The following is a 12364-nucleotide window of genomic DNA, read 5'->3' as shown; positions in this document are numbered from 1 at the left end:
TAAATTTTCATGGCTGTTCTAGCATCGATTGCATGATCTAAACAACCTCCCCCAAGAAGGTATCTCGCTCATGGATTTCGCTTATTCGCCCAAGGTTCAGGAACTGCGTGAGCGCGTAACAGCGTTCATGGACACCTACGTTTATCCCGCCGAAGCCGTGTTCGAGCGCCAGGTCGCCGAGGGCGACCGCTGGCAGCCGACCGCGATCATGGAAGAACTCAAACTCAAGGCCAAGGCTGAAGGGCTGTGGAATTTGTTTCTGCCTGAGTCTGAGCTCGGTGCCGGCCTGACCAACCTCGAATACGCACCGTTGGCGGAAATCATGGGCCGCTCGCTGCTGGGGCCAGAGCCGTTCAACTGCTCGGCACCGGACACCGGTAACATGGAAGTGCTGGTGCGTTATGCCAACGAAGAACAGAAGCAACGCTGGCTCGAACCCTTGCTGCGCGGCGAGATCCGCTCGGCGTTCGCCATGACCGAACCGGACGTTGCCTCCTCCGATGCCACCAACATGGCCGCCCGTGCGGTGCGCGATGGTGATGAGTGGGTGATCAACGGCAAGAAATGGTGGACCTCGGGTGCTTGCGACCCTCGCTGCAAAATCCTGATTTTCATGGGGCTGAGCAATCCGGACGCGCCACGCCACGCCCAGCACTCGATGATTCTGGTGCCGGTCGATACCCCCGGCGTGAAGATTGTGCGCCCGCTGCCGGTGTTCGGTTACGACGATGCGCCTCATGGTCACGCCGAAGTGCTGTTTGAAAATGTCCGGGTGCCGTACGAAAACGTCCTGTTGGGCGAAGGACGCGGCTTCGAAATCGCTCAAGGTCGCCTTGGTCCGGGCCGGATTCACCACTGCATGCGTTCGATCGGCATGGCCGAGCGTGCGCTGGAACTGATGTGCAAGCGCTCGGTGAGCCGTACGGCATTCGGCAAGCCCCTGGCGCGGCTGGGCGGTAACGTCGACAAGATCGCCGATTCGCGGATGGAAATCGACATGGCACGCCTGCTGACACTGAAGGCGGCGTACATGATGGACACCGTTGGCAACAAAGTGGCCCGCAGCGAGATCGCGCAGATCAAGGTCGTCGCGCCAAACGTTGCGTTGCGGGTGATCGACCGGGCGATCCAGATCCATGGCGGGGCAGGGGTTTCCAACGATTTCCCGCTGGCCTACATGTATGCGATGCAGCGCACCCTGCGCCTGGCCGACGGCCCGGACGAAGTGCACCGTGCGGCGATCGGCAAATTCGAAATCGGCAAATATGTGCCGAAAGAGATGATGCGTAGCGGGCACTAAGACCGCGGCGACTGCCATTCGCGAGCAAGCCCGCTCCCACACTGAATCTGCGCCATGTAGAGATCCAATGTGGGAGCGGGCTTGCTCGCGAAGGCGTCATTCCATTCGATGCAGCAACATCAGATTCAATACACCCAAACCTCAACCCGCCGATTCTTGATCCTTCCCTCATCGGCGCTATTGGCCGCCACCGGCATCTGCGCTCCAAATCCGCGTATCTCGCGAAACACCACACCGCTTTTCACCAACTCCCGCCTTACCGCCATGGCTCGCAGCTTCGACAACAGATCGGCGCGCGCCGGGTCGCTCTTGTCATCGCCAAAGCCCACCAGTGTTACCTGGCCACTGGTTTTGTCGTGCTGCTTTATATAGTCGAGCACCCGGGACAAGTCTTGTTGCGCCTTGTTGTCCAGCGTTGCGCTGCCTTCTTCGAAACGAAAGTTGACCGACAAACGCTGTGCGTGACGGCTCAGAGCCTGATAACCCTCGGGCATCAACGCATTGGGTGTCACGGTCATGGCCTGGACGGTCTGGGCGATGAAACCGTTGGCGGCGACAATCGCTTGTCCTTTGCTGCTTTGGGCAAACGCCACCAGTGCATCGGCCCAAGGGTTTTCCCTGCTCGGTGGCAGATAAAAAAACAGTCGGCGGGACAGCGGATAGTCTTCCGTGGCAATCAGGTTGTTCAGTGGCGGCATGGCTTGTGATTGTCCATCGACAATCGCCACGGCTTTGGCCTGGCGCACGTAGGGCAGGCCGATAAAACCAATGCCTTGTGGGTCTGCACTCACGGCGTCGGACAGTTGTTCACTGGATTCGAAGCGTTTCGCCGTGCTGCTGAGACCTTTCCCGCGATCACTCAGGACCAGTTCCTTGAAGGTGTCGTAGGTACCGGACTGATCATCCCGTGCATACAGATGAATCGGCCCGACGCGGCCGCCGATTTCTTCCCAGGTTTTGACTTCGCCACTGAAAATGCGCGCCAGTTGCTCGGTGCCGAGTTGAGTCAGCGGATTGTCCGGGTGAAGGATGATCGCCAGGCCATCGATGGCGATGACTTGTTCGGCACCAGGGCTTTTCAGATCGCCCAGGGATGCAAGGCTCACCCGTTCGCTGTCCTTGATCGGGCGGGATGAGGCGGCGAGGTCGGCATTGGCGGTTTTCAGGGCGGTAAAACCGGTACTCGAACCATGGGCTGCGACTTCAACGACAACCCGGCTGCCCTGATCGGTTTCACCCACGATGCGCAGTTCGTTGGCGGTGTCCGGGGTTTCGCGGTGAATCCTGCGCAGGCCCTGTTCGCCCAGCAGGCCCTCGACCAGCGCCGGTCCCAGGGCTGCGCCGATGGTGTTGGAGCCTTGAATGCGCAGCACCGGGCCTTGTCCAGCTGTCGGCAAATTGCCGGCAGCCGCCAGGTGTGGCAAGCCGAGGCACAGCATCAACAGGAACAATACGCGCAGCATCATGCCGGCACCTTATATAGCCAAAGGAGGTGTCGGGAGATTAAGTCAGTAAGGTTTCCGAAAAATGACACTTTTCCAATGTGGGAGCGGGCTTGCTCGCGAAAGCGTCAGATCAGTCGATACATGCATTGACTGAAACACCGCATTCGCGAGCAAGCCCGCTCCCACATTGGCGCTGGGTACGTTTCGGGATCAGCTCAACTCAAGCCAGATCGGCGCATGGTCCGAAGGTTTTTCCATGCCGCGCAGTTCGTAGTCCACACCGGCGGCCTTCACCCGCGGCAGCAAGCCGTGGGAGGCGAGGATCAGATCGATGCGCAGGCCGCGCTTGGGTTCGTCTTCGAAGCCACGGCTGCGGTAGTCGAACCAGCTGAAGGTGTCGGTCACGTCCGGGTTCAGGTGACGGAAACTGTCGACCAGGCCCCAGTTCTTCAGGCGGGCCATCCACTCGCGCTCTTCCGGCAGAAAGCTGCATTTGCCGGTCTTCAGCCAGCGCTTCATGTTGTCCGGGCCGATGCCGATGTCGCAGTCTTCCGGAGAAATGTTCACATCGCCCATCACCACCAGCGGCTGGTCGTTCTTGAACTGGCTTTCCAGCAATTGCTGCAAGTCGCCGTAGAAACGCTCCTTGGCCGGGAATTTGGTTGGGTGGTCGCGGCTTTCGCCCTGTGGGAAATAACCGTTCATGATGGTGACCGGGACACCGTTGGCGTCGGCGAAGGTGCCCCAGATGAAACGCCGCTGGGCATCTTCTTCATCGGTGGCGAAACCTTTATGCAGGGCCAGCGGTTCCTGGCGCGAGAGCAGGGCGACGCCGTAATGGCCTTTTTGCCCGTGGAAATACACGTGGTAGCCCAGCGCCTGCACCTCGGCCAGCGGGAACTGCTCATCGTGGACTTTGGTTTCCTGCAAGCCGATCACATCGGGCTGGTGCTTTTCGATCAGCGCCGCCAGCTGATGGGGACGGGCGCGCAGCCCGTTGATGTTGAAGGAGACGATCTTCATGGTCGGCAGTCCTGGCAAAAGGGCGATGCTAGCTGACATGGGGGAATCGGGCCAGTGTGGGGTGAGGGGATTGGGTTTTGCCTGTCAGTCTTGTGTGGGCAGTGATGGCCCTTTCGCGAGCAAGCCCGCTCCCACAGGTTATGCGCCGGCCTTTGCTTTTGTGGGAGCGAGCCTGCTCGCGAAGGCGAATTCATTGCCTACACTCATTTCGGATCTTTAAGGAACTGTGACAGCGCCGATCAGCTCGTAACAACAAGAGCGCAGCCATCCGAGCTGCGCCGGGGAGATCAACCGTCATGCCCGAAACCTCGACCGCCATCGCCGATATTCACATGCTCGACAGCGGCTACGCCCGTGAAGCCCGTTCGCTGCTGTACCAGGCTTATCGACACGAACCGACCTTCGGCTATCTGTTCGAAGCTGAACGCCCCGGTTACGAACAGCGGGTTCGCGCCACGGTGCGCGAACTGGTGACCCAGCATTTTCTCCAGGACCTGCCGGCCATCGGCCTGCTGGTCAACGACCGCCTGATCGGTATCGCCCTGATCGCGCCGCCGCAACGTCGCCTTGGGGTTACCGAAAGTTGGGCGTGGCGCCTGCGCATGGTGCTCAGCACGGGATTTCGCTGCACCCGTCGCTACCTCGAATATCACGCTGCCGTGGAGGCCTGCGTGCCGAACGACTCGGTGCACGTCTTGCCGTTGCTGGGGGTTCACCCGCAGTTCCAGGGCCAGCATTTCGGCGAACAGCTGTTGCAAGCCGTACACAACTGGTGCGCGGTGGATGAACACTCACAGGGCGTGATCCTCGACACCGGAAACCCTCGCTATCTGGAGTTCTATAAGCGTCAAGGCTATGAGGAAATCGGTGAAGTTGCCGTAGGGCCGGTTCGCGAACACGTGTTTTTTCACCCCAATCCCCAGGTGTTACAAACAGCAACGGCTTAGACCACGAACTTTCCGGGCATGTCAGGCTCTATCACGCTTCCATGTTCATGAACCATGCTCGTGATAGCATCCGCGCCTATGAAGTTTCCAGGAAGATTTACCAGTGGCGTGCTCATGCTGTTATCCAGCTGCACGGCGCTGGCGCAAAGTGAATTGGATGTGCGGATCAAACCGTCCAACGATGAACTGAAGGCCAATATAGAGGGCTATATCGGCAGCCTCGGCGATCGTGACGAAGAAGCCTTGCAGCGCTTCAGTCGTGGCGCCGAGGAGCAGGCGCGCAAGGCCGCCCAGGCCTTGGGTTATTACCAGCCGCACATCGACAGTGAAGTGAAGGGCGGCGATAAGCCACGCCTGGTGTTGAAGGTCGACCCCGGCGAGCCGGTGCACTTGCGCAATGTCACGGTGCGAGTCGAAGGACCCGCGGCGTCCCTCAAATCCTTTCGAATCCCCAAAAGCGACGCGCTCAAGCCCGGTGCCGTGCTCAACCATGGGCATTACGAGGACGCCAAGCGCCTGATCCAGAACCAGGCTTCGCGTTATGGCTTTTTCAGCGGCCGTTTCACCCGTTCGAAACTGTCGGTCGACCCGCGGGCCGGTGTTGCCGATATCGAGCTTATCTATGAAAGCGGTCCGCGCTATTCCTTGGGCAAGGTCAGTTTCGAGGGCGATACGCCGTTCGATGACGAACTGCTGCAACGCATGGTGCCCTTCAAGGCCGGTACACCTTACGACTCGGAGCTGATTGCCGAACTCAATCAGAACCTGCAATCGAGTGGCTACTTCGAAGGCGTGCGCGTGGACGCAGCACCCGCGGCGTCAAAAGAGAATGCTATCCCGGTAGACGTCAAGCTCGAAACCCGCAAGCCACGGACCATGGGCCTGGGCCTGGGTTTCTCCACCGACGTCGGCCCACGGGCCAAGGCCAACTGGACCCGGCACTGGGTCAACCCACAAGGGCACAGTTATGGCTGGGAAACCGAAGTCTCGGCACCCCGGCAAAACGTCGGGCTGTTCTACGACATTCCGCTGGACCCGCCACTGACCGACAAACTGCGTTTTGCCGGTGGCTACCAGAATGAAGAAATCGCCGATAAGGAAAGCCACAGCAAGCTGCTGACCCTCGGCCCCGAGTGGCACAGCAAACTGCCCAGCGGCTGGCAACGGGTGGTGTCGCTGAAGTGGCAGCGCGAGGATTACCAACTGGGCGATGACTCGGGGCTCAGCACCTTGCTGATGCCCGGTGTGAGCTATTCGTACCTCAAAAGCGACAACCGCATCGATCCGCACAACGGTTATCGCCTGCAATTCGAATCCAAGGTGGCCAAGGAGGGGCTGGGTTCCGACAGCAACCTGCTCTATGGCACGGCATTGGTCAAAGGCCTGACCACGGTGTTCGATAAACACCGCTTCCTCGGACGGGTGCAGGTCGGCGGCAGTGCCACCAACGGCTTCAAATCTGTACCGCCATCGTTGCGCTTCTTCGCCGGTGGCGATCAGAGCGTGCGCGGCTACGACTATCAGAGCCTGTCGCCGGAAAACTCCGACGGCGATCGCATCGGTGGCCGCTACATGGTGGCCGCCAGCGCGGAGTACCAGTATTCGGTCGCCGAAAAATGGCGGATAGCGACCTTTGTCGACCAGGGCAACGCCTTCAACACCCTCGAACTGCCGAGCCTCAAGACCGGGGTCGGTATCGGCGTGCGCTGGGTATCGCCGGTGGGGCCGATCCGCCTCGACCTGGCCCATGCGCTGGACGACGATGGCGGCATTCGACTGCACTTTTCCATGGGGCCTGAGCTGTGAAGCGTGGTTTGAAAGTAACGCTGCTGGCAATAGCCGCACTGTTGATGCTGGTTGTCCTGACGCTGGCCACTGTACTCGGCACGGCGACGGGCAGCCGCTGGGCGTTGGGCTTCGTACCGGGGTTGACCCTGGACAACTTCCAGGGCCGGCTGGGCGGGCAGTGGAGTGCCGACCGGGTGCTGTGGCAGCAGGACACCAGTCGGGTTGAACTGAACCAGGTGATTTTCGCCTGGTCGCCGTTGTGCCTGACCCGCATGACCTTGTGCATCGAGCAATTGCAGGCCGACCAGGTCAGCCTGACGTTCCCGCCGGGTGCCGAAGAGCCGGGCACTGGCCCGATTACCCTGCCGGAACTGAAGTTACCGCTGGCCATCGAGTTGGGAGATGTCAAGGTCGGCAGCCTGCTGTTCAACGGCAGTGAGGAGCTCAAGGGTTTGCAGCTGGTAGCACACTGGACCCCTGAGGGCATGCAGATCGATTCCGTGCATTTGCAGCGCGATGACCTCAGCCTGAACCTGTCCGGCTCGCTGCAACCGATCGGCAATTGGCCGCTTCACGCGCAAGGCAAGTTGACCCTGTCGACCCCCGCGCCGTGGGAGCTGGCGCTCAAGATTGATGGCGACCTGCTGAAAACCCTCAATCTCAGAGCCGACAGCAGCGGTTACCTCAACGGGCAACTGACCGGCGAACTGCAACCGCTGGTGGACAACCTGCCGGCCAAGGTGCGGATCACCGCCGATGGCTTCAAACCCGGTGCCGATCTGCCGGACACCCTGCAACTCAATCAGCTTGAGCTCACCGGCGCTGGCGACTTGAAGAACGGCTACGCGCTGCTCGGCAAAGCCACGCTGCCCGCCGAGCAAGGGCCGGTCGCCCTGGCACTGCAAGGCAAGGTCGACGCCAACGGCGCGCAGATCGCCGCGCTCGACCTGACCGCCAGCGACAAACAAAGCCTCAAGCTCACAGGGCTTGTGGACTGGAGCAAAGGCCTGAGCGCCGAAGCGAAAATCGACTGGCTGGACTTCCCCTGGCACCGTCTCTATCCATTGATCGACGAGCCGGAGGTGGCGTTGCGCCGCTTCACCGGTGAGGTGTCCTACACCGACAGCAAGTACCTCGGTCATTTTGAAGCCGCGGCGGATGGTCCGGCCGGTGCCTTCACCCTGGCCAGTCCGTTCGCGGGCGACCTGACGAAAATCTACTTGCAACAGATTCAACTCCAGGCCGGGCAGGGCAAGGCTGAAGGGCACCTGAACCTGCAGTTCGCCGACGGCATTGCCTGGGACACCGCGCTGGATCTGTCGGCGATCAACCCGGCGTACTGGGTCGCGGAGCTGCCGGGCACGCTAGCGGGGCCGTTGCGCAGCACGGGCGAGCTGAAAAACGAAGTGCTCAGCCTCAACGCCGACCTGGACCTCAAGGGCAAACTGCGCGGCCAGCCAGCGGTGATCCAGGCCAAGGCCGATGGCCGTGGTGAGCAATGGAACCTCAACGCCCTGCAGGTTCGCCTGGGCGAGAACAGCATCAGCGGCAAGGGCAGCCTGCAACAGAAACTCGCCGGGCAGATCGACCTCAAGCTGCCGCGCCTGGCCCAACTCTGGCCAGAGCTGCGCGGCCAACTCAATGGCCGCGTGGATGTCGCCGGCACGCTCAAGGCGCCCCAAGGCAAGCTGGACCTGCAAGGCTCGCAATTGGTTTTCCAGGACAATCGCCTGCAAAGCCTGAACCTGGACGCCACGCTGGACAGTGCGCAACGGGCGAAAATCGACCTCAAGGGCAGCGGCATCCAGGCCGGTGACACCTCGCTGGGAACCCTGACCGCCAGCGGTCAGGGCGATATCAAGAACCAGAAGTTGAGCCTCGATCTGCAAGGGCCGAAGCTGAAACTGGCGCTGGGTCTGGACGGTGCGCTGGATAAAGGCAATTGGCGTGGACGCCTGGCCAGCGGTGATATCCAGGCCGGTGGCCAGGACTGGAAGCTGCAAGGGCCGGCGAAACTCGAACGCCTGGCGGACGCTAAAATCAACTTCGGTGCCCATTGCTGGGCATCCGGCCAGGCCAGTCTGTGCGGTGAAGACTCACGCCTGATGCCCGAGCCGAAGCTGCGTTATCACCTCAGGCAGTTCCCGATCGACAGCCTGGCGCAGTGGTTGCCGAAGGATTTCGCCTGGCAGGGCCGGCTCAATGCCGACCTGCAACTGGATCTGCCGGCCAGTGGCCCGAACGGCCAGGTCAGCGTCGATGCCAGCGGCGGCACGTTGCGCATCAAGGACAAGGACCAGTGGCTGGACTTCCCGTACCAGACCCTGACACTCACCAGCAAACTCACGCCCAAACGTATCGACACCGAACTCAATTTTGTCGGCGGCAAACTCGGCGAACTGAGGGTGCAGGCACAGCTCAATCCGTTGCCGAAGAACAAGCCGTTGAGCGGTTCGTTCCGTTTGAGCGGGCTGGACTTGTCGGTGGCGCGGCCATTCGTGCCGATGGTCGAGAAGCTGACCGGGCGCCTGAATGGCAGCGGCACGATTTCCGGCGGTCTTTTGGCGCCGCAGGTCAATGGCAGTCTGCAACTCAGTGACGGCGTGGTGGCCGGGCCTGAATTGCCGATGGAGCTGCAAAATCTGCACGTTCAGGCGCTCATCGCCGGTGAAAGCGTGCAACTGAACGGTGGCTGGAACAGCGGCAAGGCCGGGCAGGGCAGCTTGAACGGCAACATCGCCTGGGGGCAGGCGCTGGTGGTGGATCTGGCACTCAAGGGCTCGCAATTGCCGGTCACCGTCGAGCCTTACGCCAAGCTTGAAGTCGCGCCGGACCTGAAGATTTCAATGAAGGGCGATGAGCTGGCCATCGCCGGTAAAGTGCTGGTGCCCAGGGGTGAAATCACCATTCGTGAATTGCCGCCGTCGACGGTCAAGGTCTCCGATGACACGGTGATCGTCGGTCAGCAGACCGAGGAGGGCAAGCCACCGCTGGCGATGAAGATGGACATCGAAGTGCTGGTCGGCGAGGACAAGCTGAGCTTTGCCGGGTTTGGCCTGACGGCGAATGTGCAGGGGCATGTGCACATCGGCGACAACATGGACACCCGCGGCGAGCTGTGGCTCAACGACGGGCGTTACCGTGCCTATGGCCAGCGGCTTTCAGTGCGCCGGGCACGTTTGCTGTTTGCCGGGCCCATCGATCAGCCGTACCTGGACATCGAAGCCATTCGCAAGACCGACGACATCATCGCCGGCATTCGTTTGAGTGGCAGTGCCGAACAACCGACCACGCAAATCTTTTCAGAGCCGGCGATGAGCCAGGAGCAGGCCTTGTCCTATCTGGTGCTCGGGCGTCCACTGAGCAGCAATGGCGAAGACAACAACATGCTCGCCCAGGCGGCCCTCGGGTTGGGCTTGATGGGCAGTTCCGGTGTGACCAGCGGCATCGCCAAGAACCTGGGCATCCAGGACTTCCAGCTCGACACCCAGGGCAGCGGCAACACCACCAGCGTAGTGGCCAGCGGCAATATTTCCGAGAAGCTCAGCCTGCGCTATGGCGTCGGCGTGTTCGAACCGGCCAACACCATTGCCCTGCGCTACAAGCTGAGCAAAAGGGTCTACCTTGAAGCCGCCGGCGGCGTGGCCAGTTCGCTGGACATCTTCTACAAGCGGGATTTCTAGGTCCGCATTTCCTACAAAAGACCGAGTCACCCCATTCGCGAGCAAGCCCGCTCCCACAGGTTCAGCGTGATCCCTGTGGGAGCGGGCTTGCTCGCGAAGGCGTCCGTGTGGACAGCACAAAACCCGGCAGCATTGAAAAATTATTTGCAAAGCATGCTAACTATTGCGTTAACATTCGCTGCCTAGGCAGTAACATTTAGACATACATTCACTGCCTAGGCAGCTAACGGGTGGTCAGATGAAACATTTCTCTCCAGACGATTTCCACAATTGCCATCTTGGCCTGCTGCTCGGACGCGCCGCGCTGCTCAAGGACCGGATCATTGACACCCACATGGAACCCCACGGCATCACCGCCGCGCAGTTCAAGGTGTTGATCATCATGGCCCAGTACGGCGTCGATTCGCCGGGCGAGTTGTGCCGTCACCTGTCCCTGGACAGCGGTTCGATGACTCGCATGCTCGATCGTCTGGAACAGAAGGGGTTCCTCGCCCGCCAACGCTCCGAGGCGGATCGCCGTCAGGTGCAGCTGGTACTCACGGAAGACGGCCAGAAGCTCGCCGGGCTGTTGCCGCACATCGGCGCCGAAGCCATGAATGAACTGGCCGGTGCCATCACTGCGCAAGAGCTGAAGACTCTTGAGATGATTCTGAAGAAGATTTTGGTAGCAGCCGGTGACTCGATCACCCTGCTGCGAGTAGGTGACAAATGAGCAGTAAACCCTTGCGTGCCGGCCTGAGCCTGGTTTTGTTAGCCATGAGCCTGGCCGGTTGCGCCAGTTACAGCGGCCTGAAAACCGAAGGGGTCAGGCTCGACGCGAAAAACTTCAAGGCCGGGCAATCCCTCGGCGGCGTGCCCCTGTCGCCGGCCGCCTGGCCGAAGAGCGACTGGTGGAAAAGCCTCGACGACCCGAAACTCGACGGCCTGATCCGCGAGGCCCTGCGCGACAGCCCGGACATGCAGATCGCCGACGCCCGTGCCCATCAGGCCAACGCTGCCGCTTACGCCGCCGACGCCGCGCGGATGCCGACCCTGGATGCCAGCGCCGGTGTCAGCCGCTCGCGCCTGGCCCGCGACCAGGACCCGCTCGGGCAGGGCGACGCTTACGCCACCGTGCGTAACATCAGCACCCGTTTCAACTACAACTTCGACCTGTGGGGCGGTCAGCGCGATGCCTGGGAAGCGGCCCTCGGCCAGGCCCGTGCCGCTGAAGTCGACCAGCAGGCCGCGCAACTGACCCTGGCCGCCGACGTCGCCCGGGCCTACAGCGATCTCGGTCAGGCGCACATCGTGTATGACCTGTCCAGCGAAGACCTCAAGCGCACCCGGCAAATGCTCGAGCTGAGCCAGCGGCGACTGACGGCCGGGATCGACAGCCAGTACCAGTTCCAGCAGACCGAAAGCCTCGAAGCCACCTCCCAAGCCAATTTGATCGACGCTGAAAAGCGCCTGAACAGCGCGAAGATCGCCCTTGCGGTGCTGCTCGGCAAAGGTCCGGACCGCGGCAATGAAATTGCCCGGCCGAACATTCTTAAGCCGAGTGCGGTAGCGCTACCTTCGGTGTTGCCGGCCGAGTTGCTCGGACGTCGCCCGGACCTGGTTGCCGCGCGCTGGCGGGTCGAGGCGGCGAGCAAAAGCATCGACGCCGGCAAGACCCGGTTCTACCCCAACTTGAACCTCAGCGCGGCTGCCGGCGCCGAGTCCTTGTTGGGCGATGCGATGTTTGGATCGGCCAGCCGCTTTTTCAACATTGCACCGACGATCTCTGTGCCGGTTTTCGACGGTGGCCGCTTGCGCGCCGACCTCGATTCGCGCGACGCCAACTACGACCTCGCGGTGGCGCAGTACAACAAAAGCCTGGTGAAGGCGCTGGGGGATGTCAGTGACAGCATCAACCAGCTGCGCGATATCGGCCGGCAGATCGCTGCCCAGCAGCACGCCACCGACATCGCCCAGGATTCCTACAACACCGTGGTCCAGCGTTACGGTTCCGGCATCGGCAATTACCTGGACGTGCTCAGCATCGAGCAGCAATTGCTCCAGGCCCAGCGTCAGCTGGCCAACCTGAATGCCGAGCAGATCGACCTGTCGATTCAATTGATGCAGGCGCTGGGCGGTGGTTTCCGGCCTGAGGCCATCGCCTTGGCCAACGCCACGCCCGCCACGCTGACCCACTAA

General features: G+C 61.3%; 8 protein-coding genes. 6 read left to right on the top strand and 2 right to left on the bottom strand.

Annotated features, from left to right (window positions below; all coding sequences use genetic code 11):
* Positions 1 to 70: 70 nt before the first annotated feature.
* Positions 71 to 1300, top strand: a complete 1230-nt coding sequence (locus KSS91_RS18735; protein WP_015094355.1) for an acyl-CoA dehydrogenase — start codon at positions 71 to 73, stop codon at positions 1298 to 1300.
* 125 nt (positions 1301 to 1425) lie between these two features.
* On the opposite strand, the gene KSS91_RS18730 is transcribed toward KSS91_RS18735, so the two are convergent.
* Both KSS91_RS18730 and xthA read right to left on the bottom strand, forming a co-directional pair.
* Complete coding sequence (locus KSS91_RS18730; RefSeq protein ID WP_217835722.1) at positions 1426 to 2766, bottom strand: substrate-binding domain-containing protein; 1341 nt, start codon at positions 2764 to 2766, stop codon at positions 1426 to 1428.
* A gap of 189 nt (positions 2767 to 2955) precedes the next feature.
* Positions 2956 to 3768 (bottom strand): exodeoxyribonuclease III, encoded by an 813-nt coding sequence (gene xthA / locus KSS91_RS18725; RefSeq protein WP_007970500.1) that lies wholly within the window; start codon positions 3766 to 3768, stop codon positions 2956 to 2958.
* Between the two features lie 296 nt (positions 3769 to 4064).
* On the opposite strand from xthA, the gene KSS91_RS18720 reads away from it, so the two are divergent.
* From KSS91_RS18720 to KSS91_RS18700, 5 genes are all read left to right on the top strand, one after another.
* Positions 4065 to 4715 (top strand): GNAT family N-acetyltransferase, encoded by a 651-nt coding sequence (locus KSS91_RS18720; protein WP_095966520.1) that lies wholly within the window; start codon positions 4065 to 4067, stop codon positions 4713 to 4715.
* A gap of 78 nt (positions 4716 to 4793) precedes the next feature.
* Entirely contained in the window at positions 4794 to 6521 is a 1728-nt protein-coding gene (locus KSS91_RS18715; RefSeq protein WP_217835721.1) for an autotransporter assembly complex protein TamA, read from the top strand.
* On the top strand, positions 6518 to 10186 hold the full coding sequence (locus KSS91_RS18710; protein ID WP_217835720.1) for a translocation/assembly module TamB domain-containing protein: 3669 nt from the start codon (positions 6518 to 6520) through the stop codon (positions 10184 to 10186). Before KSS91_RS18715 ends, KSS91_RS18710 begins: the two co-directional genes overlap by 4 nt.
* Positions 10187 to 10424: 238 nt before the next feature.
* Positions 10425 to 10898: a MarR family winged helix-turn-helix transcriptional regulator gene (locus KSS91_RS18705; protein ID WP_217835719.1), complete on the top strand. Its 474-nt coding sequence runs from the start codon at positions 10425 to 10427 to the stop codon at positions 10896 to 10898.
* A complete protein-coding gene (locus tag KSS91_RS18700) occupies positions 10895 to 12364 on the top strand; it encodes an efflux transporter outer membrane subunit (protein WP_217835718.1) in 1470 nt (489 codons plus the stop codon). The genes KSS91_RS18705 and KSS91_RS18700 overlap by 4 nt, the downstream gene beginning before the upstream one ends.

Source organism: Pseudomonas azerbaijanorientalis (assembly GCF_019139795.1).
Classification (GTDB): domain Bacteria; phylum Pseudomonadota; class Gammaproteobacteria; order Pseudomonadales; family Pseudomonadaceae; genus Aquipseudomonas; species Aquipseudomonas laurylsulfatiphila.
The sequence above is the reverse complement of the archived record's forward strand: the minus strand, read 5'-3'. Positions and strand labels throughout refer to the sequence as shown.